General features: G+C 67.9%; 26 protein-coding genes, 1 tRNA gene and 2 pseudogenes. 13 read left to right on the top strand and 16 right to left on the bottom strand.

What is annotated here, in order from left to right:
• The 5 genes from VF643_RS12045 to nusB form a co-directional block, all read right to left on the bottom strand.
• Window positions 1-1,491: sodium/proton-translocating pyrophosphatase (locus VF643_RS12045; protein ID WP_331043635.1), on the bottom strand; the 1,491-nt coding region annotated here is incomplete at its 3' end.
• A 69-nt stretch (window positions 1,492-1,560) separates the two neighbouring features.
• Complete coding sequence (gene thiL / locus VF643_RS12050; RefSeq protein ID WP_331043660.1) at window positions 1,561-2,469, bottom strand: thiamine-phosphate kinase; 909 nt, start codon at window positions 2,467-2,469, stop codon at window positions 1,561-1,563.
• The gene (locus VF643_RS12055; protein ID WP_331043636.1) at window positions 2,456-2,605 is read right to left on the bottom strand and encodes a hypothetical protein; all 150 of its coding nucleotides are present in this window, start codon (window positions 2,603-2,605) and stop codon (window positions 2,456-2,458) included. Before VF643_RS12055 ends, thiL begins: the two co-directional genes overlap by 14 nt.
• Window positions 2,602-2,865 (bottom strand): hypothetical protein, encoded by a 264-nt coding sequence (locus tag VF643_RS12060; RefSeq protein WP_331043637.1) that lies wholly within the window; start codon window positions 2,863-2,865, stop codon window positions 2,602-2,604. The genes VF643_RS12055 and VF643_RS12060 overlap by 4 nt, the downstream gene beginning before the upstream one ends.
• 119 nt (window positions 2,866-2,984) lie before the next feature.
• Entirely contained in the window at window positions 2,985-3,440 is a 456-nt protein-coding gene (nusB, locus tag VF643_RS12065) for a transcription antitermination factor NusB (protein ID WP_331043638.1), read from the bottom strand.
• Window positions 3,441-3,592: 152 nt separating this feature from the next.
• On the opposite strand from nusB, the gene VF643_RS12070 reads away from it, so the two are divergent.
• A complete protein-coding gene (locus VF643_RS12070; RefSeq protein ID WP_331043639.1) occupies window positions 3,593-3,832 on the top strand; it encodes a hypothetical protein in 240 nt (79 codons plus the stop codon).
• Window positions 3,832-4,407 (top strand): zeta toxin family protein, encoded by a 576-nt coding sequence (locus VF643_RS12075; RefSeq protein ID WP_331043640.1) that lies wholly within the window; start codon window positions 3,832-3,834, stop codon window positions 4,405-4,407. Before VF643_RS12070 ends, VF643_RS12075 begins: the two co-directional genes overlap by 1 nt.
• Before the next feature lie 9 nt (window positions 4,408-4,416).
• Here VF643_RS12075 and hisD read toward each other — a convergent pair whose 3' ends face one another.
• Window positions 4,417-5,712 (bottom strand): histidinol dehydrogenase, encoded by a 1,296-nt coding sequence (gene hisD / locus VF643_RS12080; protein WP_331043641.1) that lies wholly within the window; start codon window positions 5,710-5,712, stop codon window positions 4,417-4,419.
• Window positions 5,709-6,371, bottom strand: a complete 663-nt coding sequence (hisG, locus tag VF643_RS12085; RefSeq protein WP_331043642.1) for an ATP phosphoribosyltransferase — start codon at window positions 6,369-6,371, stop codon at window positions 5,709-5,711. Before hisG ends, hisD begins: the two co-directional genes overlap by 4 nt.
• A 56-nt stretch (window positions 6,372-6,427) precedes the next feature.
• Between hisG and VF643_RS12090 the strand changes: the two genes are divergently transcribed.
• Complete coding sequence (locus tag VF643_RS12090) at window positions 6,428-7,525, top strand: DUF2332 domain-containing protein (protein ID WP_331043643.1); 1,098 nt, start codon at window positions 6,428-6,430, stop codon at window positions 7,523-7,525.
• Window positions 7,526-7,561: 36 nt separating this feature from the next.
• On the opposite strand, the gene VF643_RS12095 is transcribed toward VF643_RS12090, so the two are convergent.
• The 5 genes from VF643_RS12095 to VF643_RS12115 all read right to left on the bottom strand — a co-directional run bounded on the left by VF643_RS12095 (window position 7,562) and on the right by VF643_RS12115 (window position 10,756).
• Window positions 7,562-8,104 carry a GNAT family N-acetyltransferase gene (locus VF643_RS12095; RefSeq protein WP_331043644.1) on the bottom strand — a complete coding sequence of 181 codons (543 nt, stop codon included), beginning with the start codon at window positions 8,102-8,104 and terminating at the stop codon, window positions 7,562-7,564.
• Between the two features lie 84 nt (window positions 8,105-8,188).
• Window positions 8,189-9,064: an alpha/beta hydrolase gene (locus VF643_RS12100; protein ID WP_331043645.1), complete on the bottom strand. Its 876-nt coding sequence runs from the start codon at window positions 9,062-9,064 to the stop codon at window positions 8,189-8,191.
• Window positions 9,065-9,106: 42 nt separating this feature from the next.
• Window positions 9,107-10,006: a pirin family protein gene (locus VF643_RS12105; RefSeq protein ID WP_331043646.1), complete on the bottom strand. Its 900-nt coding sequence runs from the start codon at window positions 10,004-10,006 to the stop codon at window positions 9,107-9,109.
• Complete coding sequence (locus tag VF643_RS12110) at window positions 9,996-10,469, bottom strand: NUDIX hydrolase (RefSeq protein ID WP_331043647.1); 474 nt, start codon at window positions 10,467-10,469, stop codon at window positions 9,996-9,998. Before VF643_RS12110 ends, VF643_RS12105 begins: the two co-directional genes overlap by 11 nt.
• Window positions 10,469-10,756: a BolA family protein gene (locus tag VF643_RS12115; RefSeq protein ID WP_331043648.1), complete on the bottom strand. Its 288-nt coding sequence runs from the start codon at window positions 10,754-10,756 to the stop codon at window positions 10,469-10,471. The genes VF643_RS12110 and VF643_RS12115 overlap by 1 nt, the downstream gene beginning before the upstream one ends.
• 39 nt (window positions 10,757-10,795) lie before the next feature.
• On the opposite strand from VF643_RS12115, the gene VF643_RS12120 reads away from it, so the two are divergent.
• On the top strand, window positions 10,796-11,395 hold the full coding sequence (locus tag VF643_RS12120; RefSeq protein WP_331043649.1) for a J domain-containing protein: 600 nt from the start codon (window positions 10,796-10,798) through the stop codon (window positions 11,393-11,395).
• 21 nt (window positions 11,396-11,416) lie between these two features.
• On the opposite strand, the gene VF643_RS12125 is transcribed toward VF643_RS12120, so the two are convergent.
• Complete coding sequence (locus VF643_RS12125; protein ID WP_331043650.1) at window positions 11,417-11,899, bottom strand: VOC family protein; 483 nt, start codon at window positions 11,897-11,899, stop codon at window positions 11,417-11,419.
• A gap of 10 nt (window positions 11,900-11,909) precedes the next feature.
• Window positions 11,910-12,266, bottom strand: coding sequence for a DUF1428 domain-containing protein (locus VF643_RS12130; protein WP_331043651.1), 357 nt, complete (start codon window positions 12,264-12,266; stop codon window positions 11,910-11,912).
• Between the two features lie 203 nt (window positions 12,267-12,469).
• Between VF643_RS12130 and cobS the strand changes: the two genes are divergently transcribed.
• The 7 genes from cobS (at window position 12,470) to VF643_RS12165 (ending at window position 22,156) form a co-directional block, all read left to right on the top strand.
• Window positions 12,470-13,474 (top strand): cobaltochelatase subunit CobS, encoded by a 1,005-nt coding sequence (gene cobS / locus VF643_RS12135; protein WP_331043652.1) that lies wholly within the window; start codon window positions 12,470-12,472, stop codon window positions 13,472-13,474.
• 50 nt (window positions 13,475-13,524) lie between these two features.
• Window positions 13,525-13,803: a type II toxin-antitoxin system prevent-host-death family antitoxin gene (locus VF643_RS12140; protein WP_331043653.1), complete on the top strand. Its 279-nt coding sequence runs from the start codon at window positions 13,525-13,527 to the stop codon at window positions 13,801-13,803.
• A 12-nt stretch (window positions 13,804-13,815) separates the two neighbouring features.
• Window positions 13,816-14,187, top strand: coding sequence for a type II toxin-antitoxin system VapC family toxin (locus VF643_RS12145; protein WP_331043654.1), 372 nt, complete (start codon window positions 13,816-13,818; stop codon window positions 14,185-14,187).
• On the top strand, window positions 14,187-16,010 hold the full coding sequence (gene cobT / locus VF643_RS12150) for a cobaltochelatase subunit CobT (protein ID WP_331043655.1): 1,824 nt from the start codon (window positions 14,187-14,189) through the stop codon (window positions 16,008-16,010). Before VF643_RS12145 ends, cobT begins: the two co-directional genes overlap by 1 nt.
• Window positions 16,007-16,258 carry a ribbon-helix-helix domain-containing protein gene (locus VF643_RS12155; RefSeq protein ID WP_331043656.1) on the top strand — a complete coding sequence of 84 codons (252 nt, stop codon included), beginning with the start codon at window positions 16,007-16,009 and terminating at the stop codon, window positions 16,256-16,258. Before cobT ends, VF643_RS12155 begins: the two co-directional genes overlap by 4 nt.
• Window positions 16,259-16,299: 41 nt before the next feature.
• Window positions 16,300-17,433: a PepSY-associated TM helix domain-containing protein gene (locus VF643_RS12160; RefSeq protein ID WP_331043657.1), complete on the top strand. Its 1,134-nt coding sequence runs from the start codon at window positions 16,300-16,302 to the stop codon at window positions 17,431-17,433.
• A gap of 97 nt (window positions 17,434-17,530) precedes the next feature.
• Complete coding sequence (locus VF643_RS12165; protein ID WP_331043658.1) at window positions 17,531-22,156, top strand: NAD-glutamate dehydrogenase; 4,626 nt, start codon at window positions 17,531-17,533, stop codon at window positions 22,154-22,156.
• 1 nt (window position 22,157) lies between these two features.
• Here VF643_RS12165 and VF643_RS12170 read toward each other — a convergent pair whose 3' ends face one another.
• Window positions 22,158-23,414 (bottom strand): hypothetical protein, encoded by a 1,257-nt coding sequence (locus VF643_RS12170; RefSeq protein WP_331043659.1) that lies wholly within the window; start codon window positions 23,412-23,414, stop codon window positions 22,158-22,160.
• A 170-nt stretch (window positions 23,415-23,584) separates the two neighbouring features.
• Between VF643_RS12170 and VF643_RS12175 the strand changes: the two genes are divergently transcribed.
• Window positions 23,585-23,660 (top strand) — tRNA-Thr (locus tag VF643_RS12175).
• A gap of 104 nt (window positions 23,661-23,764) precedes the next feature.
• Window positions 23,765-23,890, top strand: a pseudogene (locus VF643_RS16145) (S-adenosylmethionine:tRNA ribosyltransferase-isomerase); the annotation flags it as partial.
• Here the strand turns inward: VF643_RS16145 and VF643_RS12180 are convergent.
• Window positions 23,887-24,638 (bottom strand): annotated as a pseudogene (locus VF643_RS12180) (IS481 family transposase); the annotation flags it as partial. The pseudogenes VF643_RS16145 and VF643_RS12180 overlap by 4 nt on opposite strands.
• Window positions 24,639-24,788 lie beyond the last annotated feature (150 nt).

Here is a 24,788-nt window from a genome sequence, read left to right on the forward strand (position 1 = left end):
GGCCGAACCGATCGCGTAGCCCTTGGTTACCGCCTTGGTGGTGTTGCCCACGGCATCGAGCGCGTCTGTGCGGTTGCGGACTTCGCCCTCCAGGCCCGCCATTTCGGCAATGCCGCCGGCATTGTCAGTGACGGGACCGTAAGCGTCCAGGGCGACCACCATGCCGGCCAGCGCCAACATCGCCGTCGCGGCGAAGGCGATGCCGATGACGCCGGCGATCTGGTAGGTCGCGATCACGGCGATCACGATCACCAAAGTCGGCAGGGCCGTCGATTCGAGGCTGATCGCCAGGCCCTGGATGACGTTGGTGCCGTGCCCGGTCTCGCTGGCCTTGGCGATGCTGCGCACCGGGCGGTGATCGGTGCCGGTGTAATATTCGGTGATCCACACCAGCAGCCCGGTGACGAGCAGCCCGATCATCATCGACCAGAACAGATCCATGCCGGTGAAGCTGGCGTCGACGGCCGGCGCGACGCTGGTCGTCAGATCGTCGGTTGCGGCATCGAGGAACCCGGCGCCGCCGATGACCGCGTTCAGATCCCCCAGAACGTAACTGGTGGCGAGGAAGATCGCTGGGATCGACAGGATCGCGGAGGTGAAGAACCCCTTGTACAGCGCCCCCATGATGCTGCCGCGGCCCAGGCGGACCATGTAGGTGCCGATGATGCTGGTGATGATGCACACCCCGCCGACGATCAGCGGCAGGCTCATCAGGCGCAGCAGTTCGCCCGCATCCGCCTGGATCAGCAGCGCGATCGAGATCATCGTGACGCCCAAAGTGACGACATAGGTTTCGAACAGGTCGGCGGCCATGCCGGCGCAATCGCCGACGTTGTCGCCGACGTTGTCCGCGATGACCGCGGGATTGCGGGGGTCGTCCTCGGGGATGCCAGCCTCGACCTTGCCGACCAGGTCGGCGCCGACGTCGGCGGCCTTGGTGAAGATGCCGCCGCCCAGCCGCGCGAAGATCGAGATGAGGGAGGCGCCGAACGCCAGCGCGGTCAGCGCCTCGATGATGATCCGGTCGTTGGGAGCATGGCCCGCCGGGCCGATGAGATACCAGAAGAATCCGCTGATCGCGAGCAGGCCAAGCCCCGCCACGAGCATGCCGGTGACCGCGCCCGATCGGAACGCGGTCGTCAGGCCACCCTGCAAAGATGTGCGCGCTGCCTCCGCGGTACGGACGTTGGCGCGCACCGAGATGTTCATGCCGACATAGCCCGCAACGCCCGAGAGCACCGCGCCGATGATGAAGCCGATGGTGGAAACGAGGCCCAGGGTGACCGCCAGGATCGCGGCGACCGCGACGCCGACGACCGCGATGGTGGCGTATTGGCGACCGAGATAGGCTTTTGCGCCCTCCTGTATCGCGGCGGCTATATCCTGCATCCGTGCATCGCCGGCGGGCTGACTGAGCACCTGCCGGCTGGTGATGAAGCCATATAGTACGGCGATCAGGCCGCACACGATCGCGATATAGACGGTCGTCATCCCGTTCCTCTCCATTTACGCGGCGCCCGTACTTTGCGGGTCGTCGTCGAAGGGTGGAACCTATCAGCCTCAGTCGATCGCGCAAGCGTGCTCGAACCCCAGTTTTGGAGGAATCGGTATGGGCGTGCCGGATTGGTGCAGCGTCAGGCCCGCGCCGGGGGCGAAGCGGCCGACCGCGGTAGCGCCGACGGGTGGCACGAACCCGGTCGCCGCCGCGAAGAGCAGCTCGTAATCGTCGCCGGCGGTCGCGGCGGCAAGGCGCGCGGCGCGGGAGTCCCCTGCATGGACACGGTAAGAGGGGGAAAGCGGCACGGCGGCGAGATCGACGGCGACAGCCAGGCCACTGGCCGCGGCCATGCGCGACGCATCGAGCAGCAGGCCGTCGGACACGTCCATCATGGCATGAACCTGCGGGGCGAGCGCCCGGCCCTCGGCCATGCGCGGGGTGGGGCGGCGATAGGCGGCGAGCAGGGCTTCGGGGCCGGGTGCGCCTTGCGCGATGCTCAGCCCCGCACCGGCATCGCCGATGGTGCCGGTGACCCAGAGCACATCGCCCGCCTGCGCTCCGTCTCGTGCCGGGGCGGCGGCGTCGCTCCCGATGGCGGTGAGCGTCAGTATACGCGGCGCACCGGGCGGCAGCGACACCGTATCGCCGCCGATCAGCCGCGCACCGAAATGGGCAAGCGCCTCGCCGAAGCCCGCAAGAAAGGCGCGATCCCACGCATCGTCGCGCAACGGATAGTTGAGCAGCACGCCCTCGATCGCCGCGCCCTTGGCAGCGATATCGGACAGGTTGGTGGCGAGCAGCTTCCACGCCACATCCCGCGGCGGATCGGCGGCGAGGAAATGGACGCCCTCGACAAGCGTGTCGGTGGTGACGACGAAACCGGCTACCAGGGCCGTGTCATCGGCCAGCCCACGCGCGCCGGGGTGTAGCGGGAGCGCGCGGAGCGTGGCGAGAAAATCAGCCTCGGTCAGCGCGGATGCGATCCATCTCCTCGCGAAACTCGCGATCGTTTCGCCGGCCCATGAGCATCAGGGCACCCATACCGCCCACCCAGGTCAGAAATATCATGCCTGACACAATGAGGACGGCGTCGACGTTGATATTCACCGCTCCGTCTCCTTCAACGCAGCCTCGATCACATCGACCGCGTGCTCATACTCCGCCACGACACGATCCAGCCGAACCAAATACATAGTGCTCCCGATAAACACGAGCAAGGCCAGCAGTGCGGTACCAATCACCGGCCCGGTGACCTGACCGTTGACGAGCAGCAGCAGACTCGCCGTCAGCAGAGAGCCGCCGCCCAATTTGGCGAATGTGTCCGCGAACCGTATCTCGGCCTGTGCGCCTCTCATGCGATGGCGCAAATTGGCGACCTCTTGCCGTTGGCGGACACGCGCAGATCGCCGCTCAGGCTCCGCCAGGGCGGTAAGCTCAGCCGCGAGGTCTACCGCGGAGCCAGGATGCTCCGGCAAGCGCAACCGCCTCACCCCCGCACGCCCTTGGCGATTCCGTCCAGCAGGCCGTTGACGAAGCCGGTCTCGCGGCGGTCGTAGAAGGCGTGGGCGACATCGACATATTCGGTGATGACCGCGCCCACCGGCACGTCGGCGCGCGCGAGCAGTTCGTAGGTGCCGGCGCGCAGGATCGCCTTCATCGGCTTGTCGAGGCGGGCGAGGGTCCAGCCCTTGGCCAGCTTCCCCTCGATCAGGACGTCGATCTCGCCCGCGCGCGCATGCGCGCCGCTGACCAGGTCGTCGAAGAAGTCGATGTCGGCGTCGGCATATTCGACGTCCTCGATCGTGGCGCCGATCCGGTGGTTGTGGAATTCGTGGAGCAGCGACGGGATCGCGGTACCCTCCATCTCATGCTGGTACAGCGCCTGGACGGCGGCAAGACGCGCGGCGGCGCGCGCGGGGGTGCGGGGGGCGGGCTTTGACATAAGTGCGGGCATGTAGGGGAGGGGGGGCGGCGTGTCAGCCCTGCGCGGCTTGTGGCGAGCGGACGGCAGCTAAAGCTCATAGCCGGACGTCCAAGTCCTGCCCCGCTGTCAGCCGGGTTCCCACGATGCAGCGGACAATGTAGATCGGACCGATGAACCCTCGCGACCCCCTCGACCGGCCATCACCTCAGGCGCTCGACGAGGATTTCAAGCGCCGCGCGAGACTGGCCAGCCGCGATGCCGCCGACGGTCTGCTGGCTCGCGGTCGCGCGGTCAGCTACCGTGAGAATGATACGCCCGCTGGGCACGTGATCCGCAGGTATCCGGATGGACGCACGGAAACGGTGAAGATCGACCTCAGCACTGCAACGGCGGGGCGGCAATCGGCTTGATGGCGTCGATCCTGTGGGTCTTCGCCGGACCCAATGGTGCCGGCAAGACGACCCTCTTCAACGACATGCTCAGGGGAGACATCCCCTATATCAACGCCGACGAGATCGCCATGGAACTCGATCCGGCAAGCGGCCCGGTGGACGCTCTCCGCGCAGGGCGGTTGGCCGTCGAGCGGCGCAATGCGATGATCGATCAGGGCGTAAGCCTGAGCATCGAGACTACCCTTGCCGGGAGCAGCGCCCTGGCCTTCATGCGCAAGGCGAAGGTCGCCGGCTTTCACGTCAGCCTTGCCTATGTGGGGATCGATACGCCCGAACTGTCCCGTGCTCGGATCGACGAGCGTGTCGCGGAGGGCGGTCACGATGTTCCGCAAGACGCGGTCGTGCGTCGGCACCCGGACTCCCTGCGCAGACTGGCCGCCGCGATGGAGGTGGCAGATAGCGCCCTCGTGTTCGATAATAGCGGCCTTGAACGCCGCCTTATCCTGCACGTCGAGAACGGTGTCACGAAATACATCGACGATAGCTGTCCCGGATGGTTCAATGCGGCCGTGCCCGGGGGAATGTGGCGGTAGCCGACCTATTCAGCGGTTCAAGCGCAGCCGCAGCGCCACCGACCTCGCATGCGCCGGAAGCCCCTCAGCGTTCGCCAGCGCCACCGTCGCAGGGCCAAGCTCGGCAAGCGCCGTCTCGTCCAGCCCCAGAAAGCTGGTCCGCTTCATGAAGTCCAGCACGCTCAGCCCGCTGGCGAAGCGCGCCCGCCTGCCGGTGGGGAGGACGTGGTTGGGGCCGGCGACGTAATCGCCGATCGCCTCGGGGGTGTGGCGGCCGAGGAAGACCGATCCGGCATGGTGGACGCGGTCGAACAGCGCTTGGGGGTCGTCGACCGCGAGTTGGAGGTGTTCGGGGGCGAGGCGGTCGACCAGCGGCAGCGCGTCCGCCAGCGTCTCGACCATGACGATCGCGCCGTTCGCGTCCCAGGCCGCGCGCGCGGTCGCGGCGGTGGCGAGTTCGGGGATTTGGCGCTCGACCGCGTCCGCCACCTTGTCGGCGAACCCGGCGTCGTCGGTGAACAGGATCGACTGGGTGGTCACGTCATGCTCGGCCTGGCTGAGCAGGTCGGCGGCGATCCACTCGGGCGGGTTCTTCGCGTCGGCGACGACGACGATCTCGCTCGGCCCGGCGACCATGTCGATGCCGACGACGCCGTACAGCTGGCGCTTGGCCTCCGCGACCCAGGCGTTGCCGGGGCCGGTGACGACATCGACCGCGGCGATCCGCCCCGCGCCGTATGCGAAGGCGGCGATCGCCTGCGCGCCGCCGACGCGCCAGATCTCGTCGATGCCGGCGAGATGCGCGGCGGCGAGGACGAGGCCGTTGACTTCTCCATTCGGGGTCGGGGTCGCCATCGCGATCCGGCCTACCCCTGCCACCTTGGCGGGGATGGCGTTCATCAGCAGCGACGACGGATAGGCCGCGCGCCCGCCGGGGACATACAGCCCCGCCGCATCGACCGGACGCCAACGGGCGCCCAGGCGCACACCGGCGGCGTCGGTGTAATCGGTATCCGCGGGACGCTGCTTCTCATGATAGGCGCGGATGCGGTCGGCGGCGAGGACCAGCGCGTCGCGCAGGCCGGGGTCTAGCGAGTCGAAGGCGGCGGCGCAGGTGGCAGGCTCGATCCGCCAGCCGCTGGCGTCGAGATCGTGGCGGTCGAGCTTCAGCGTGAAGGCGCGCACCGCGGCCTCGCCCTCGTCGCGGACGCTGCGGACGATGGTGGCGACGTCGCGCGCGACATCTGCGCTGGTCTCGCGGCGGGCGTTGACGAGCGTGTCGAACTGGGCGGCGAAGCCGGCGTCGCGGGTGTCGAGGCGGATCACGCCGCCACCCCATCGGCCACCGCGCGGCGGAACGCCTCGACCAGCGGCACCACCCGCGCGCGCGTCTTCATCGCGGCGCGGTTCACCACCAGGCGGCTGGTGACCTCGGCGATCACCTCGACTTCGACCAGCCCGTTCTCCTTCAGCGTCCGCCCCGAGGACACGAGATCGACGATCCGCGGCGCCAGCCCCAGCATCGGCGCCAGTTCCATCGCGCCGTTCAGCTTGACGCATTCGGCCTGCACCCCGCGCGCGGCGAAATGGCGGGCGGTGATGTGCGGGTATTTGGTCGCGACGCGGACGTGGCTCCAGCCGCGCGGATCGTCGTGTTCGGCCATTGCGGCGGGTTCCGCCACCGAGATGCGGCAATGGCCGATGCCGAGGTCGACAGGAGCGTAGAGTTCGGAATAGCCGAATTCGGCCAGCACGTCCGACCCGACGATGCCGAGCTGCGCGGCGCCATGCGCGACGAATGTGGCGACATCGAAGGCGCGCACCCGGATCAGCGCGATGCCGGGATCGTCGGTGGCGAAGCGCAGCGCGCGGCTGTCGGGGTCGCCGAACGCGGCTTCGGGGCGGATGCCTGCGGCGGCGAGCAGCGGCAGCGCCTCGCCGAGGATGCGCCCCTTGGGGACCGCGATGATGATGGCGTCTGGCACGCGCGGGCTTTACGCAGGGGGTGGCCAAGGCGCAACAACGCTGGGGGAGGCAGGGTATGGCGACCGAGGCGGAGAACCGGAACTCTTTCCGCATCCAGGCGGGCTATTGCCGCGCGATGGACGCACCGGTGACGACGCGGCTGTGCGAGGCCCTGGCAATCGCGATCGACCGCGACAGCGCGACCGGGCGGGCGGTGCTCGACTGGCCGGGGGAGCCGGTGGCGGATGCGCTGGTGCTGCGGCTGATCGGCGGGCTGCACGCGCTCCACCGCGGCGGCGGTGATCCTGCCTTGTCGCGGGTGTTCGCCGGCGAGACCACCGACCCGCGCGAGATCGAGGCGGTGCTGCGCGCCACGCTGCGCACGCATGACGCGGCGCTGCTGCCGTGGCTCGACGGGCCGCCGCAGACCAATGAGGCGGGGCGATCGGCGGGGTTGATGACCGGGCTGCTGCATCTGGCCGCCCGCTACGGCCCGCGCGTAGAGTTGCTGGAGATCGGGTCGAGCGCGGGGCTGAACCTGCTGATCGACCGCTATCGCTTCGACCTGGGCGGGGTCACCGCCGGCCCCGGGGACGCGCCGCTGACCATTCGCCCGGAGTGGCGCGGCCCGCCGCCGCCCGCCGCGCCGGTCGCGATCGTCGCCGTCCGGGGCGTCGATATCGCGCCGGTGGACGTGCGCGATCCGGCGCAGGCGGCGCGGCTGGAGGCCTATGTCTGGGTCGATAACGTCGAGCGCCAGGCGCGGCTCGCCCGGACGATCGCGATGGTCCGCGAGCGCGGCGCGGCGCTCGACCACGGCGACGCCGCCGACTGGGTCGAGGCGCGGCTGGCCGAGCCGCAGGACGCGGCGGTCACGCGGGTGCTGATGCACTCGGTGGTCTGGCAATATATCCCGGCGGAGCGCCGCGAGAGGATCCGGTTGGCGATGGAGGCTGCGGGGGCGCGGGCGACGGCGGAGCGGCCGATCGGCTGGGTGATGATGGAGCCGAACCGCGACCTCCACCGCCACGAAGTCCGCGTTCGCGGCTGGCCGGGAGACCGACCGATGGAACTGGTTGCACTGACCCACGCGCACGGCGCCTGGGTGAAGGGCCTGGCGCCGCCGTATGAGACTCGCGATTACGTGATGCGGCGAGGAGCTTATGAGGGGTAGATGGTGACGCTAGGGTGGTGGTGCGCGGTCAGGCGGCTATCGGTCGCTACCCACGACGTAACTGCGATTGACGTGTCGGCTAAGTTCGATCCGGCGATGACTCCGCATCTTGAACATATCCGGCCCGACCCGCCGACACTCGCCAAAGCCAAGGGATCGCCAAAAGCGTTCGCCCGCTTCGTTCGCCTCCAGAACGGCCAGCCGGATTTCACTGGCACCTCTCGCAGCGGCCCAATCCTCGATCACCGCATAAATCGACCGGCCAATACCTTGATCCCGCTGGGTAGCATCCACAATCATGAAGCCGATGTACCATGTGCCATCACGCGGGTAATCGCGGAGGATAGCTGCGATTGCGTACAGGCCGTCACCGCCCCTCCAGCCAAGAACGGTTTGATCGTGAGCATCCTTCTCGGGCGGCACTTCGGTAAAAAGTTCGTGTGCGTCGGCGGGAGTAGGCACCACCCCGTCTTGCAAAAGGAAGTAGTCAGCGCAGCGGGCGTACAGGCTCGCGACCTCCGGGGTGTCCGCCTCTGACAGCTCAGTCGGCGAAAAAAGTGAGGGCGTTCGGCGGGCCATGCTCAAGGTATAAGGCGATGGGCGAACATCCGCTTCCGGCAAATTACCGTCGCTCCCCAATGACCGCAGCTAAGCGTGAGAGCCTCACACACCCCAGCGCCGCATCGCCGCGATCACCGCGTCCGGCTTCTCCCACGGCACGAAATGGCCGGCATCGACCTTCTCGATCGTCAGGTCGGGTACGTATTCGGCCAAGTCCAGCTGGCTCGGCAGCAGCGCGACGTCGCGCATGCCCCAGATCACCAGCACCGGCATCGCGGTCGCCGGAAATGGCGCGTCGAGGAAGGCGGGGCGGGGTGGCGTCTCGTCCATCGCGGGCACCTGTATGGCGCTGGCGCGATACCAGTTGAGCATCGCGGTCATCGCGCCGGGCTGCGCCCATTCGTCGAGATAGGCGGCCTTGTCCTCGCCGGCGACCGTGGTGGTCAGCACCTTGGCGAAGGTCGTGGCGAAGAATTTCTCCAACCCTGCGCCGATCAGCCCCTGGTCGATCTTCGTGTCGCGGAAGTGGCGAATGTACTGGCTCGCCTTGCGCTGGGCAGGGTCGTCGAAGATCGTCCGCTGGAAGACGAGCGGGTGGGGCGCGTTGACGATCACCAGTTTCGCCACGCGGTTCGGATGCTGGAGCGCGGCCATCCACGCGACCGCACCGCCCCAGTCGTGGCCGACCAACGTGAAACGGTCGATGCCGAAGTGATCGGCCAGCGCGATCATGTCGGCGACGATGCGGTCGGGCGTATAATGCTCGACGCCCTCCGGCTTGGACGATCGGGCATAGCCGCGCTGGTCGGGCGCCAGGACGAAATGGTCGCGCGCCAGATCGGGGACGATCCCGCGCCACGTCCGATGCGATTCGGGAAAGCCGTGGAGCAGGATGACCGCCGGATGGGCGCCGTGTCCGGCGACCTGGACGTCGAGTTCGACCCCGGTGGGCAAAGCGATGCGGTGGAGGCCGGTCATTCTTCTCTCCTTATCTCCCCTCCCTGAAAGGGACGGAATGTGTCAGGGATAGCTTACCGTATTCGGCACGTCGGGAATGTCGATCCATTCCTTCTCGTCGCCCGGCACCTTCGGGAATTCGCTCGCGGCCCATGCGCGTTTCGCCTCGACGATCCGCTCGCGGCGGCTGCTGACGAAGTTCCACCAGACGTGGCGCGGGGTGGCGAAGGCATCGCCGCCGCACAGCATCGCCCGCCCGCCGCGTACCGATCGCAGTGTCGCGGCGATGCCGGGGCGCAGGACATAGAGCCGCCGGGGTTCGAGCGGCACGCCCTCCAGCGTCGCCTCGCCCATCGCCAGATAGACCGCGCGCTCGTCGGCGGCGGCGTCGATCGGCACGCTCGCGCCGGGTTCGAGCGCAATATCGGCGTAGATCGTGCCGGCATGGGTCGTCGTCGGCGCGGTGGCGCCCCACAGGCTGCCCATGATGACGCGCGCGCGCACCCCCGGCGCTTCGATCACCGGCAGGCGCGCGGCCGCGACATGCTCGAACGCCGGGTCGATCTCCTCGACCGTCTCGGGCATCGCCAGCCAGGTCTGGATGCCCGACAGCATCGGTCCCGCCGCGCGCTCGTCACCGGGCGAGCGTTCGGAATGGACGATGCCGCGCCCCGCGGTCATCAGATTGACCGCGCCGGGCGCGATCCGCGCCTCGGTGCCCAGCGAGTCGCGGTGGAGGATCGCGCCGTCGAAAAGATAGGTGACGGTCGACAGGTTGATGTGCGGATGCGGGCGCACGTCGATGCCGCCGCCCACCTCGAGATGCGCCGGCCCCATCTGGTCGAAGAACAGGAACGGCCCGACCATCGTGCGGGCCTTGTGCGGCAGGGTGCGATGCACCTTGAATCCGCCCAGGTCGTGGGTGACGGGCGTGAGCATTTGCTCCACGAAATCATCGAGCATGCCGCGGCTCCGTGGCGTCGAGCAGCGCGACCAGATCGGCGGGGTAGATGATTTCGTCCCAGTCCGCGATCTCGGCGCGGGTGAACCAGCGCGTGTGCGTCATCAGCCGCCGTTCGAGCGCGGTCAGCGCGCCCGCGGCGACATCGTGGCGGTCGATATCGACGCGGAAATAGCGTTCGTCGGCGGTGACCTCGACCCCCTCGAAGGTCAGGAATTCGGCGGTGCGCTGCGCCACCTGCGGGCCGCAGTCGATGTCGAGGCCGGCCTCCTCCCACAATTCGCGCCGCGCCGCCGCCTCATAGCTCTCGCCGGCATCGACCGCACCACCGGGGGTGCACCACAAGGGCGCGCGATCGTCGGGGGCGAAGCGCATCAGCAGTGCGCGCCCCTGCGCATCGACCAGCAGGATGCGCGCGGCGGGGCGGGCGCGCCGGACGATCAGTTCGGGCACCTCGGGTGCCATCAGGCGTCGCCGGGCGCGCGCGCGGCGATCGCCAGCGCGTGGATGCGGGTGGCGAGCAGATCGGCGAGCGCCCGGTTCACCAGCCGCTGCCGCGCGACGCGCGACAGGCCGGCGAAGGCGGGCGCCTCGATCGCGACGCGGAAATGCGTCTCGCTGGTGCCGTCGTCGCCCATGTGGCCGGCGTGGAGGTGGCTTTCGTTGGTCACCTCCAGCCGCGACGGCGCGAGCGCCTCGGTGAGGCGGTTCGCGATGATCTGGGTTAGCGGTGCGGTAGAAGTGGGTGCCATCGCGCTTATATAGCCCGCTTTGCGTCGAGCGGGGAATGCGTGCCGGACGGTAAGGATGGAAAGACCGCGCGGACGCGGTTCCACGGGCGGGTCGAGGGTTCGCAGCGGCCGTGTGCGGTGGCGGGCTGCCCCGAGCCGGGCGAATTCCGCGCGCCTGCGCTCGAAGCGCCGCTGCCCGGCGAAGGGCCGCGCCCGTTCCGCTGGATGTGCCTGGAGCATGTCCGCGCGTTCAATGCGCGCTACAATTTCTTCGACGGGATGACCGCCGACGAAATCCACACCGCGCAGCGCCCCTATGCCGGCTGGGAGCGCGAGACGCGCGCCTTCTCGGGCACCGGCGACCGCGGGCCGCGCTGGGCCGACTTCGCCGATCCGCTCGACGCCATCGCCGCCCGGCTGAAGCGCGACCGCGAGGAAGGGCGGCGCGACGGCAAGCCGCTGTCGGGGCAGGACCGGGCGAGCCTGAAGGTGCTCGGGCTGGAGGCGGATGCCGATCGCATGGCGCTGCGCAAACGCTACAGCGAACTGGTCCGCCGCTATCACCCCGACCGCAACGGCGGCGACCGCAGCCACGAGGAAGCCCTGCAAAAGGTCATCGCCGCCTATCAACAGCTGCGCGGGGCGGCGGCGTTCGCCTGAGGCGATCTTCGGCTTCGGCGGTCATGCGCCGCCCTTCACCGCTGCTTCGATCGCGGCGACGTCGATCTTCTTCATCGCCATCATCGCCTGGAACGCGCGCTTGGCCGCGGCCTTGTCCGGATGCGACAAAGCGGCGGTGAGCGCGCGGGGCACGATCTGCCACGACAGGCCCCAGCGGTCCTTGCACCAGCTGCATTGGCTTTCGCTGCCGCCGTTGCCGACGATCGCGTTCCAGTAACGGTCGGTCTCGGCCTGGTCGTCGGTATAGACCTGGAAGGATACCGCCTCGTTGAAGCGGAAATGCGGCCCGCCGTTCAGCCCGACGAAGGCCATGCCGCAGACGGTGAACTCCACCGTCAGCACCGCGCCCTCGCGGCCGTCGGGATAGTCCGCGGGCGCGCGGTGGACCGCGTCGATGCGGCTGTCGGGGAACGTCGCGGCGTAGAAGGCGGCGGCGTCGTGCGCGTCGCCATCGAACCAGAGACAGGGTGCGATCTTGGCCATGAGGATGCTCCTATTCGTCGACGATCGCCTCGAAGCCGCCGAAGATCATCCGCTTGCCGTCGAAGGGGAAAGGGGTATCGCCGGGCTGCATCCGCGGGTCTTCCATGACCTTGGCCATCCCCTGATCCCGCGTCGCCTTGTCGGGCCATTCGATCCAGGAAAAGACGACGCGTTCGCCCTCGGCAATCTGCACCGATCGGCGGAAGTCGGTGACGGTGCCGTCGGGCACGTCATCCTCCCAGGCCTCGACGATGCGGGTGGCGCCGTGTTCCTTCAGCACGCCTGCGCCCAAGGCGGCAAAGGCGCGATAATCCTCACGCGTCACCCCTGCACGCACCGGAACCAGAAATCCGTCGATATAGGCCATGCTGGCGCCTCCCCATTCTTGCGGGTTCTTCGCGGCGTCGCTAGAGCCGCAAACCTCGGTTAGCGATGATGGCATGCCACGTCGCGGGAGGCGAGTCTGCGACGATGGGAACCTGGGGACGATGCGGCGGTTCCTGCCCTGTCCCCATTCCCGGCGAAGGTGAGCGGTTGAGTCATCCCCGCGCCTTGCCCTAAGGCACCGTAATGACCGATCTCTCGAACACCAAGCCCGACAGCCGCGAATCGACGATCCTCGACGCGCCCGACAAGATGGTGAGCGTGCGCGACCTGTTCGGCCTGGACGTCGACATGCAGGTGCCCGCGTTCAGCGAGGCCGACGAGCGCGTGCCCGATCTCGATCCGGCCTATGTGTTCGACGCCGACACTACGCTGGCCGTGCTGGCCGGCTTCGCGCACAACCGGCGGGTGATGGTGCAGGGCTATCACGGCACCGGCAAGTCGACGCATATCGAACAGGTCGCGGCGCGGCTGAACTGGCCGTGCATCCGGATCAATCTCGACGCGCATATCAGCCGTATCGACCTGATCGGGCGCGATGCGATCGTGCTGAAGGACGGGCAGCAGGTCACCGAATTCCGCGAGGGCCTGTTGCCGTGGGCGTTGCAGACCCCGACGGCGCTGGTGTTCGACGAATATGACGCCGGCCGCCCCGACGTGATGTTCGTGATCCAGCGCGTGCTGGAGACCGAGGGGAAGCTGACCCTGCTCGACCAGAACCGGGTGATCCGCCCCTCGCCCTGGTTCCGCCTGTTCGCGACCGCCAATACCGTGGGTCTGGGCGACACCAGCGGGCTGTATCACGGCACCCAGCAGATCAACCAGGGCCAGATGGACCGCTGGAACATCGTCGTGACGCTCAACTATCTGCCCGCCGCGATCGAGGCGCAGATCGTGCTCGCCAAATCGGGCGAATATGACAAGCCCGACGGCAAGAAGGCCGTCGACCAGATGGTCCGCGTCGCCGACATGACGCGCAAGGGCTTCGTCAACGGGGATATCTCGACCGTGATGAGCCCGCGCACCGTCATCACCTGGGCACAGAATGCGCTGATCTTCGGCGACGTCGGCTTCGCGTTCCGCTTGTCGTTCCTGAACAAGTGCGACGAGGCGGAGCGGCCGCTGGTGGCGGAATATTACCAGCGGGTGTTCGGCAAGGACTTGCCCGAGAGCGTGGTGGGGAAGGCTTGATCCGCAAAACACGGTGGACTAATAGGGCTTAGTCCATCTGGAGGGTTGGTATGAACGCGCCATCGAACCTGTCCGTGGTCAACGTCCACGATGCCAAGACGAATTTCTCTCGCTTGCTCGACCGCGCTCATGGCGGTGAGGAAATCGTCCTCGCGAAGGCGGGTGTACCTTATGCCAAATTGGTGCCGTTCGAGACGCAACCCAAGCGCAGGCGTGAGCCGGGCGGATGGCCCGAACTCGCCAAGATCGCACATTCGGCGTGGTCCGATCCGCTTCCCGGCGAAGAACTGGACTATATCGACGATCGCCCCGAAGCGGAGCGGCAGTGATTGACGTGTCTGTTGGATACCGTCGCGCTGATCCGTTGGTGGAGCGGTGCTGCCACCCTCGGGAGTGTTGCGCGGGTGGCGATCGAAGAGGGAGAGGCTGTTCACGTCAGTGCGGTCAGCGTTTGGGAGATCGCGAACAAGATCCGGATCGGCAAGCTCGCCGATCTGCCGGAATTCGCGCGTCGGTTTCCAGCGATGATGCGGCAGGATGATTTCAGGTTCATGGACCTGAATGCCGAGCACGCGATGCGGGCCGGATATTTGCCGGGACTCCACCGTGATCCATTCGATCGGCTTATTGCCGGTCAGGCGCTCGTCGAGAATATGACCGTCCTGACCAACGATCCCGAAATCGCCAAATTCGGCTGCAAGGTTCTCTGGTAATGGCGATGGAAACCCCCCTCGACCGGTTCAAGGCGGTCCTCGGCGGCACGGCGCGCGCGATCGCGGACGAGGCGGAGGTGGAGCTTGCCTTCACCGCCGACGCGCCGGTGCAATCGGGCAAGCATATCAAGGTGCCGATGCCGGCGCGCGCATTGCCCGCCGATCAAGTGGCGGAGGCGCGGGGCTTTGCGGACGGCTTCGCGCTCAGGCTGCGGCACCACGACATCGCGCTGCACGCCCGCGCCGCGCCTGCGGAAGCGGTCGCGCGAGCGGTGTTCGATGCGATCGAGGGCGCGCGTGTCGATGCTTTGGGCAGTCGCGGTTACGTCGGTATCGCCGATAATCTGGCAACCGCGCTCGACGTGCGGGTGCGGGCCGACCCGATCACGCGCGCGCGGACCCGTGCCGAGGTTCCGTTGGCGACCGCGCTGGGCCTGCTGGTGCGCGAGACTTTGACCGGTCGTCAGTCGCCGGAGGCGGCTGCGCCCGGCCTGGCGCTGGTCCGCGAGTGGATCGGCGAGCGCGCCGATCTCGGCGGATTGGCGCTCGTGCTGGATGACCAGCGCGGGTTTCAGCAGATGGCGATGAAGCTGCTCGAGGATCTGGATCTGGTCGAGGGCGACCGGGTGCCGGATGAGGCGGACGAAGGCGGCTCGGAGGACGAGGGCACCGACGAGCAGCAGCAGGATGAAGGTGAGCAGAACGAAGACGAAGGCGGGCAGGGCGAAGGCCAGGTCGAAGCGCGCGGCGAGCAAACCGAGTCGGAAGGCGACGACGGCGACGGCGACGAGATGGGCGAGGACCGGCTCGACGACGCCGACGGCGAACCCGGCGACGACGGCGAGGAAGGCATGCAGCCGGTCCGCCCCAACCGGCCGTTCTCCGACCCTTCGGCGCAATTCGACTACAAGCCCTGGACGACGCAGTTCGACGAGGTCGTTGCCGCCACCGAGTTGTGCGATGCGGACGAACTGGTACGGCTGCGCGGTTATCTCGATCAGCAACTGGTCCATCTGCAATCCGCGGTGTCCAAGCTGGCCAATCGTCTGCAACGCCGGCTGATGGCGCAGCAGAACCGGTCGTGGGACTTCGATCAGGAGGAGGGCATCCTCGACGCCGCGCGGCTGGCGCGCGTGGTGGTGAATCCGACGCTGTCGCTGAGCTACAAGGTGGAGCGGGAGACCGATTTCCGCGATACCGTCGTCACCTTGCTCATCGACAATTCGGGGTCGATGCGCGGCCGGCCGATATCGATCGCGGCGATCTCGGCCGACATCCTCGCGCGCACGCTGGAACGCTGCGGGGTGAAGACCGAAATCCTCGGCTTCACCACCCGCGCGTGGAAGGGCGGGCAGAGCCGCGAGACCTGGCTCGCCGCGGGGCGGCCACCGCAACCCGGCCGACTGAACGACATCCGCCACATCGTCTATAAAAAGGCCGACGAGCCGTGGCGGCGAGCGCGCCAGAACCTCGGGCTGATGATGCGCGAGGGGTTGCTCAAGGAGAATATCGACGGCGAGGCATTGCTCTGGGCGCATTCGCGGCTGATCGCGCGGCCCGAGGAGCGGCGTATCCTGATGGTGATCTCGGACGGCGCGCCGGTCGACGATTCGACGCTGTCGGTCAATTCCGGATCGTATCTGGAGCGCCACCTACGTCAGGTCATCGCCTGGATCGAGGGCAAGTCGCCGGTCGAGCTGGTCGCGATCGGGATCGGCCACGACGTGACGCGTTATTATGCGCGCGCGGTGACGATCATGGACGCCGAACAGCTGGCGGGCGCGATCGTCGAGCAACTGGCGGCGTTGTTCGACGCCGAATGATCGGCACGCCCCCAGGCGGCTTTGCAGGCCCGGTCAAGCGCTCCGTCACCATCGCCGGCCACCAGACCTCGATCAGCCTGGAACCCGCTTTTTGGGATGCGCTCGAAAGCGCCGCAATGGCCCACGCATTGCCGCTCAACGCGCTGGTCGCACAGGTCGACGCCCTCAGGATTACCGCGGCCGATCCGCCTAACCTCGCCAGCGCGCTGCGCACGTGGCTGCTATATCTTGCGATTGACGCGCAATAGCACGCGTGCCACGGCGGGCCGGTAGGGTCGGGAGTTATCGAGTGAGCAAGCTGGCGATGCGGCGCGCCTGGTTCCAGGTGCATAAATGGCTTGGGCTGCTGCTCGCGATTCTCATCATCCCGATCTCGCTGACCGGCGCGGCGCTGGTCTGGGACGAGGGGCTGAACCGGATGATAAATCCGCAGCGCTTCGCGGTGTCGGGCGATACCACGCTCGGTCCCCAAGCCTATATCGCCGGGGCGGCGGGCGCGCTCAAGGACGGCGAGCGGGTTTCGATGCTGACCATGCCCGAGGACGATGGCCCGGTGGTGGTCGCGGCCAGCCCGGCGCAGGCGGCCAGCCGTCCGGGACCGCCGGTGCGGACGATGGTGTATCTCGACCCGCCGACGGCGCGCGTGCTGGATACCGCGTCCAGCGCGTCGGGACTGCTGCGTGTCCTGCACGTGCTCCACGGCAGCCTGCTGATCCCCGGCATCGGCCGCACGATCGTCGGCTGGATCGGGGTGGCGATGATGCTGTCGGCGTTCACCGGCCTGTGGCTGTGGTGGCCGACGGTGGGGCGCTGGGCGCGCGGCCTGCGTTGGACGCGGCATCGCAATACCGACACCAATCTCCATTATCTGCTCGGCTTCTGGGTCGCGTTGCCGCTGTTCGTGCTGTCGCTGACCGGCGCATGGATCAGCTTCCCGCAATTCTTCGCGCGGGTAAGCGGCGGCGCGACGCAACAGCGGGGGCCTGACCGGGCGGCGCTGATGCGCGCCAAGCCGTTGGCCAGCCCCGTGCAGCCCGTCGGCACGGTGCTCGCGCGGGCCGGCACGCTGGCGCGCGGCGGCGAACTGCGCAGCATCGCGTGGCCGACCGACCTGAAGCCCGAGTGGACCGTCACCTATGCTGGCGGCGATGCGCCTCCGCGCCCGATCACCGTCACCGATGCATCCGGCCGGGCCGCGGTCGCGCCGCCGCGCCAGCAGGGCAATCCCACCGCCCAGTTGATGCGGCAAATCCACGACGGGCACGGGATGGGGATCGTCTGGCAGATCGTGATCTTTCTCGGCGGCATCCTGCCCGCCATTCTGGCGGTCACCGGGGTCATCATGTGGTGGCGCGCGCGGGGGTGGAAGGCCGATCTGGCGGCGCGGCAGCGAACGCGCCGACAGACCGCCGCAGCTGAGTGACGCAACAGGCCGAGGTGGAATATTACGCTGCGGCGCAACATCGTTTCAGGCCGTGCGAGACTTGAAGCGTGTCCGGGGCAGGCGCATAGGCGCGCGCATGGCCGATCCCCATCCCGCTGACGCGCCCCACGCCGAAGCCCTCGTCGCCCGCCTCGCCCCCCGCCTGACCCAGGGCGCGCTGCCCGGCGAACTCGCCGGCTTCGGTGAAGCCGAGATCGCCGCCGCCGCCGCCTACATCGTGGCGACCGCGGCTAACCGCACGCCAGGAACCCCAGCGATCGGGCTGGAGGGCATCGCCAGCGACGATACGCGGCGGCGCATGCGGATGGTGATCGTCAACGACGACATGCCGTTCCTCGTCGATTCGATCGCGGCGGCGATCGGCGCGCACGACATTGCAATCGATCGCGTCATCCACCCGGTCGTTCTCGTCACCCGCAGCAGCACGGGTGAACTGATCGCGGTCGGGGAAGGCCCGATCCGCGAATCGATGGTGTATCTGGAGATGAGCCGCACCGACGCGCGCGACCGGCGCGTGCTGGTCGATGACGTCCGCTCCGTGCTCGCCGATGTTCGCGCCGCGGTGACCGACTGGCCCGCCTTGCAAAGCGCGTTGAGCGGCGATGTGGGGACGGTGCGCGATGCGGAGGGCGCGGCCCTGCTCCACTGGTTCCTCGACGGCAATCTGACCCTGCTCGGCCATTATCGCTGGTTTCCCGAGGGCGGCATGCGCGATCCGCTCGGCATCGCGCGCGGCGATGCCAAAGTGCCGACACTTGCGGATGCCTCTTGCCGGCTCGCCATCGAACATTTCGAACGTGGCGGCGCGGTCCCGTTGCTGCTGAAGTCGAACCGCATCGCCACCGTCCACCGTGCGGTGCCGCTCGACCTGGCGGTGGTGCCGATCGTGGAGGACGGCAGGGTCGCCGGCCTGTCGATCCACGCCGGACTTTGGACCAGCGCGGCGCTGGCGGCGCCGCCGCGGGAGGTGCCGGTGCTGCGATCGGCTCTGGCGGCGCTGAAGGCGAAGTTCGGCTTCGATCCGCGCGGCCATGCAGGCAAGGCGCTGACCCATGCGATGGGCACGCTGCCGCATGATCTGATCGTCGCCTTCGATAGCAACTCGCTCGAACGTCTGGCGTTGACCGCAATGTCGCTCGCCGACCGTCCACGCCCCGCCCTGGTGCTCGTGCGCTCGCCACTGGGCCGCCATCTGTTCGCCTTCGCCTGGCTGCCGCGAGACGACCTGACGACCGGCCGCCGGGTGGCGATCGGGGATATGCTGGCCGAAGCCGCGGGCGCGCCGGTGCTCAACTGGGGAATCGCGCTGGAGGACGGCGTGGTCGCGATGATGCGCTACACGCTCGACCTGCGCGATACCGGGAGTGGCGCGGGGCGGATGCCCGATGCCGCGGTGCTGGAGGAGCGGATCGAGCGGATGGTCCGCGGCTGGGTGCCCGACGTGGAAGCGGCGCTCGGCGAAAGCGTGCCCGCGCCGCGTGCGGCGCGGCTGGCGCTGCGCTGGGCGGCGACCTTCCCGCCCAATTACCGCAACCTCAATGCCGCCGCCGAAGCTGCCGCCGACATCCTGCGCCTGGGCGCGCTGGAGAGCGAGGCGAGCCGTTCGGTACGCCTGTTCCCCGCGCGCGAGGGCGAGGACCGGCGGTTGAAGATCTACAAGCTGGGTTCCGCGATGGCGCTGTCGGACGCGGTGCCGGTGATGGAGAATTTCGGCTTTCGCGTGATCGGCGAACTGCCGACCCGGCTGACCGGCGAGGGCGAAGCATTCGTCCACGACTTCCTGGTCCAGGGCGGGGGCGACACCGCGGATGCCGCGGTCCTCGAAGGAGCGATCGCCGCGGTGCTGGAGGGGGCGGCGGAAAACGACGCCTTCAACCGGCTGATCGTCGATGCGGGCATGGCGCCTGCTTCGGTGGTGCTGCTGCGCGCGTGGTTTCGCTACCTGCGCCAGGCAGGGCTGCAATATGGGCTGGCGACGGTGGTGGACGCGTTGCGCCGCGCACCCGCGGTGGCCGCCGCGCTGATCGCTCGGTTCGAGGCTGCGCACCGTCCCGATGCCATCGGCGATGTGGCGGAGGCGGACGCCGCCATCGAGCGGGGGCTGGACGCGGTATCGGCGATCGACGACGATCGTATCCTGCGCGCCTATCGCCATCTGATCGCGGCGACGCTGCGCACCAACGCCTTTGCCGAACAAGCGCGCGAGGCGCTGGCTTTCAAGCTCGACAGTCACCTGATTCCAGGGCTTCCGGCCCCCGTGCCATGGCGCGAGATTTGGGTGTACAGCCCCCGTGTGGAGGGCATCCACCTGCGCGCGGGACCGGTGGCGCGCGGGGGCCTGCGCTGGTCGGATCGGCGCGACGACTTCCGCACCGAGATCCTGGGGCTGATGAAGGCGCAGCGGGTCAAGAACGCGGTGATCGTGCCAACCGGCGCCAAGGGCGGCTTCTATCCCAAGCAACTACCGCCCGCGGCGAACCGCGACGCGTGGCTGGCGGAGGGCACGGAAAGCTATCGCATCTTCATCCGCACCCTGCTCAGCATCACGGACAACATCGTCGATGGTGCGGTCGTCCATCCGGCCGATGTACGTATCCACGACGGCGAGGATCCCTATTTCGTCGTCGCGGCTGACAAGGGCACCGCGACCTTCTCCGACGTCGCCAATGCGATCGCGCTGGAGCGCAACTTCTGGCTGGGCGACGCCTTCGCCAGCGGCGGTAGTGTCGGTTACGATCACAAGGCGATGGGGATTACCGCGAAGGGCGCCTGGATCAGCGTCCAGCGCCACTTCGCCGAGCGCGGCGTCGACGTGCAGGCCGAGCCCGTAACCGTCGTCGGCTGTGGCGACATGTCGGGTGACGTGTTCGGCAACGGCATGCTCCTGTCGAAGACGATCCGCCTCGTCGCGGCATTCGACCATCGCCACATCTTCCTCGATCCCGATCCCGATGCGGCGGCAAGCTGGGAAGAGCGCGCACGGCTGTTCGCGCTGCCACGCTCGAGCTGGGCGGATTATGCCGCACCTTTGTCAAAGGGCGGCGGGGTCCACAGCCGGGCGGCAAAGTCGATCACGCTGACGCCCGAGGTGCAGGCCGTACTCGGCATCACCGCCGATGCGCTGGAACCCACAGCGCTCATCGCCGCGATCCTGAAGGCGCCTGCCGACCTGTTATGGTTCGGCGGCATCGGCACCTATGTAAAGGCAGCGGCGGAGAACAACGCGACGGTGGGCGATCCGGCCAACGATCGGCTGCGCGTCGATGCCGAGGATTTGCGCGTCACCGCGATCGGCGAAGGCGCCAATCTGGGCACCACGCAGGCCGCGCGTATCGCCTTTGCCGCGCGGGGTGGCCGGATCAACACCGATTTCATCGACAATTCCGCCGGCGTCGATTGTTCGGACAACGAGGTCAATATCAAGATCGCGCTCAACCGCGAGATGATCGAGGGACGGCTCGCGTTCGACGCGCGCAACACGCTGCTCGCGAGCATGACGGATGACGTCGCTGCACTGGTGCTGGAGGACAATCGCCTCCAGACGCTGGCGCTGTCGATCGCCGAAACCGGCGGGGCGGCAGCAGTGCCGAGCTATGCGCGTGTGATCGAGATATTCGAGAGCGCCGGTCGCCTGGACCGCGCGGTCGAGGGGCTGGCCCCCGGCGACATCCTGCTCCGACGCGGCGTCGAGGGTCACGGGCTGACCCGCCCCGAACTCGCGGTCCTCCTCGCCACCGCCAAGCTGGCGCTTCAGGACGCGATCGAGACGCGCGAACTCGGACTCGATCCGGCACTCGCCGACGACCTCCATGCCGCCTTCCCGCGGGCGATGCGCGCGACGCAAGCCGCCGCGATTGACGCCCACCGGCTGCGCGGAGAGATCGTCGCGACCAAGCTGGCGAACCGGATCGTCAACCGCCTGGGCATCCTTCATCCCTTCGAGCTGGCCGAGGAGGAAGGTGCGGCCATGGCCGACATTGCGGCAATGTTCGTCGTCGCCGAGCGGCTGTTCGGGCTGGGCGCGCTCTGGCAGCGGATCGAGACGACCGTTATGCCGGAAGCGGCGCGGATCGCGCTGTTCGACGAGGCAGCGCTCGGCGTGCGCTCGCAGATCGCCGACCTTCTGCGCGTGACCCCGCCCGGCGTCGGCATCGCCGGGGTGCTGGCGCGCCTGGCGAGGGGGATCGCGCAGCTCGATTCGCAGACCGGGCATCTGCTGCTGGACGAGGCACGCAGCCAGAGCACACGGATAGCGGCGGGGCTGGAGGCGGCGGGGGCGCCGGCCGATCTGGCGCGCGATGTCGTGCGGCTGTTCGAACTCGACGGCGCGGTGGGCCTTGCGGACCTAGGCCAGCGGCTCGGACTTGACGAGGCGGACCTCACCCGCGCCTTCACGCGCCTCGGCCAGGCGCTGGGGCTGGACTGGGCGCAGGCTACAGCGGCGCGCCTGTCACCTACAGATCCTTGGGAGCGGCTGCTGATCGCGGGCCTGGCGCGCGATTTTCAGCAGCTGCGGCTAGATGCTCTGGCGCGCGGGGGCGGCGGCGATCCCCAGACGGCGGTGGAGGCGTGGCTCTCCGCCAACGCTGGGCGTGTCGGACAGTTCAAGTCGGTAATCGATCGTGCGCGGCATGCGGCTCAGCCCAATGCGGCGATGCTGGCGCAGATCGCCGGACAGGCGCGGGTGTTGCTGGCGCGGTGATTCAGCGCAGTGCGCGTACCGCCCGATCGATAAGCGCCGAGCGTTCGGGCACGCTGCCCACGACCTCGATCATGCCATCCGCGGCAACCCGCGCGACGAGCAGGATGGCGCTTCCCGCTGCGGCCTTCGTGGCGAACGGTATCGTCGCGAACGCAGCGCGATCCGCCAGGGCGACGGGCGCGATCGTGTCCGCGACCGGCTTGCGCGCGCGGCGCTCGGCAGCGACCACCGCCTTGATGCCGCCGTCGAAGCCGTCGATGAAGTCCCCCAGGCCGCCCGCGGGAATTGCGTTGCGGTGGGCATGCTGGAGGACGGCCGCGTATTCGGTAAGCCGCGTCTTGTCGTAATCCACGCCGAATACCAGCTTGGCGATCGGCGTCATTGGCGCGCGCAACTGGGCCGTGATGCCGGCGTTGCTCAGCAAGGCTTCATAACCCATCTGGTCGGCATCCGCGGCGATCGCGAAATCGTGCGCGCGGCCCAGTGCACGGTAAAGCGCGGAACGGCTGCGGGTGTCGGCGGCACGCGCCGCCGCGGCGCTCTCGCGCGCGATCGCCAGCCGCTCGCCCAGCGAACCGGCGGACATGGTATCGGCTTCCGCTTCGTGCGTGAGGCCGGCATCGTGCGCGAAGGCGGTGCCGGGGCCATCCGCCCACACCGCCGCGCTCGGCGCCGGCCTGGGAACGACACGCATTGCCGCGTCCAGTTCGGCGTCGAGCGTGGCCTGGGTAGCGGGATCGACGACCTCCTTCCAGTTGATGACGCCGTAGATGAAGTCGATGCCCTCACCGTCCGAGGAAAAGGGCATGAGGATGCCGCGGTACAAGGTCGTGCGGTCGCGTATGCCGACGAATTCGGCCTCGAAACCGATCGGCGCGCAATTGGCGATGATTTGCAGATAATGATCGGTCAGGCGGGAGAGAAGCGAGCGACTCGGCACGTCGGAGATGCGGCCGATCGACGTCTCCAGGCCACATTCGCTGCGCAGCGCGCGACCCAGATAGGCGATGCCCGGATCGTCGATACCGGCAGTGAAGTCCAGCAACACGCTATGCGGCCCGAAATCGACGATCCCGTCGGGGTCCAGGTCGGCGATCGCAGGATAGGGACGCCCGTTCAGCAGCGACACCCAATGATTATACGCCCGCACATGCATCCGTCGCTCGTCACCGCCGAGCGCGAACATCTGATCCTGAAGCGCGGCATCGCCGCCATCCTGGCCGATCTCGCCGTCCTCGATCCCCCGCGCCGTGTCCATGACTGCCCGTCCCCGCACGCACGGCACACCGATGTGCCGCGTCTTCGAAGGCCTGTCCTGCACCCGCTGTGGTAAACGCGACGTAAACCGCGTTGCCCGCTTGCCACGCAAGCCCCCCCTTGCTAAGCGCCGCCCCCTCGACACGGGCGCCCGTCGCCCGGCGCCGGCACGCCGCTTTAGCTCAGTTGGTAGAGCATCGCATTCGTAATGCGGGGGTCACAGGTTCGAGTCCTGTAAGCGGCACCACCTTTCCTAGAGACGTTCTCAGTAGTTTAGCGGCGGCGACTGAGGCGAGCGGTCCTTGGCGTGGGAGACCCACGTGGATCCTACGTGGGGCGCTTCGGCAAGGATCAGCGCTGTTCATGCTGGTCTCGGCTATGATGGGGCTTGATAGGATGAAAGCGGCTTACGCCCATGCCATTGAAAATGGCTATCGGTTCTACTCCTACAGCGTTGCTTCGCTGCTCCTTCCCTAGATGTTTGGTCCCAGCATTTGCTGGTGCGGATTTGAGGTAAAGCGTTCTGGCTCATTTTGCCATGCTTTGCAGATGGCTTCGTAGGGGGTGAGGCCTCTGAGTGTCTCGAGCTTGCGGCCAAAGTTATGGGCGGCGACGAAGTCGCCGAGGTGCTGCCGGAGTTGGTCGTGGCTGTCGTAATGATAGCGTTTGACGGTAGCTTTCTTGATGGTTCGGTCATCCGTTCAACCTGGCCGTTGGTCCACGGATGCTTCACCTTGGTGAGGCGGTGATCGATGCCGTTCTCGTCGCAGACCCGGTCAAAGATATGGTGGAAGGCATATTTATGCCGGGCGTGGTTGGTGAACTGGATGCCATTATCAGTGAGTACGGTGTGGATGGTGTAGGGCACGGCTGCGACCAGATTGCGCAAGAACTGAGCCGCGATGATCTTGCCGGCCTCCTGATGCAGTTCGACGAACGCGAAATTGCTCGTCCGGTCGATCGCCACGAACAGGCGCAGCTTGCCCTCGGCAGTCTGCACCTCCGCGATGTCGATGTGGAAGTAGCCGATCGGGTAGGTCTTGAACTTGCGCTTGGGTGTTTTGTCGCCAGCGACTTCGGGCAACCGGCTGATACCATGGCGCTGGAGGCAGCGGTGGAGCGACGACCGGGTCAGATGTCGAATTGTCGCCCGGAGCGCGTAGAGGCAGTCATCCAGCGGCAGCAGCGTGTGGCGGCGGAACGCGACGATGACCGCTTCCTCCTGGGACTGTCGGGATTTCCGTGTGCGGGCGGGCGGTTGAACATTACGCCGCCATGGCCCTGATGAAGCGCTCGCCGAAGATGAGGGCGAACTGCGCCTTGGCCATGGTCCACTCACGTGGCGGCATCTTCCACTCTTTCTCCGACCGGTTCA

This window comes from Sphingomonas sp., from assembly GCF_036387595.1.
Lineage (GTDB): Bacteria > Pseudomonadota > Alphaproteobacteria > Sphingomonadales > Sphingomonadaceae > Sphingomonas.

Excerpts from the sequence above, each read along its gene's own strand:
- nusB (WP_331043638.1), bottom strand. The coding sequence starts at position 3,440 with ATGTCAAAGCCCGCCCCCCGCACCCCCGCGCGCGCCGCCGCGCGTCTT.
- VF643_RS12070 (WP_331043639.1), top strand. The coding sequence starts at position 3,593 with ATGAACCCTCGCGACCCCCTCGACCGGCCATCACCTCAGGCGCTCGAC.
- VF643_RS12075 (WP_331043640.1), top strand. The coding sequence starts at position 3,832 with ATGGCGTCGATCCTGTGGGTCTTCGCCGGACCCAATGGTGCCGGCAAG.
- VF643_RS12090 (WP_331043643.1), top strand. The coding sequence starts at position 6,428 with ATGGCGACCGAGGCGGAGAACCGGAACTCTTTCCGCATCCAGGCGGGC.
- VF643_RS12095 (WP_331043644.1), bottom strand. The coding sequence starts at position 8,104 with ATGGCCCGCCGAACGCCCTCACTTTTTTCGCCGACTGAGCTGTCAGAG.
- VF643_RS12100 (WP_331043645.1), bottom strand. The coding sequence starts at position 9,064 with ATGACCGGCCTCCACCGCATCGCTTTGCCCACCGGGGTCGAACTCGAC.
- VF643_RS12105 (WP_331043646.1), bottom strand. The coding sequence starts at position 10,006 with ATGCTCGATGATTTCGTGGAGCAAATGCTCACGCCCGTCACCCACGAC.
- VF643_RS12110 (WP_331043647.1), bottom strand. The coding sequence starts at position 10,469 with ATGGCACCCGAGGTGCCCGAACTGATCGTCCGGCGCGCCCGCCCCGCC.
- VF643_RS12115 (WP_331043648.1), bottom strand. The coding sequence starts at position 10,756 with ATGGCACCCACTTCTACCGCACCGCTAACCCAGATCATCGCGAACCGC.
- VF643_RS12125 (WP_331043650.1), bottom strand. The coding sequence starts at position 11,899 with ATGGCCAAGATCGCACCCTGTCTCTGGTTCGATGGCGACGCGCACGAC.
- VF643_RS12130 (WP_331043651.1), bottom strand. The coding sequence starts at position 12,266 with ATGGCCTATATCGACGGATTTCTGGTTCCGGTGCGTGCAGGGGTGACG.
- cobS (WP_331043652.1), top strand. The coding sequence starts at position 12,470 with ATGACCGATCTCTCGAACACCAAGCCCGACAGCCGCGAATCGACGATC.
- VF643_RS12140 (WP_331043653.1), top strand. The coding sequence starts at position 13,525 with ATGAACGCGCCATCGAACCTGTCCGTGGTCAACGTCCACGATGCCAAG.
- cobT (WP_331043655.1), top strand. The coding sequence starts at position 14,187 with ATGGCGATGGAAACCCCCCTCGACCGGTTCAAGGCGGTCCTCGGCGGC.
- VF643_RS12155 (WP_331043656.1), top strand. The coding sequence starts at position 16,007 with ATGATCGGCACGCCCCCAGGCGGCTTTGCAGGCCCGGTCAAGCGCTCC.
- VF643_RS12165 (WP_331043658.1), top strand. The coding sequence starts at position 17,531 with ATGGCCGATCCCCATCCCGCTGACGCGCCCCACGCCGAAGCCCTCGTC.
- VF643_RS12170 (WP_331043659.1), bottom strand. The coding sequence starts at position 23,414 with ATGGACACGGCGCGGGGGATCGAGGACGGCGAGATCGGCCAGGATGGC.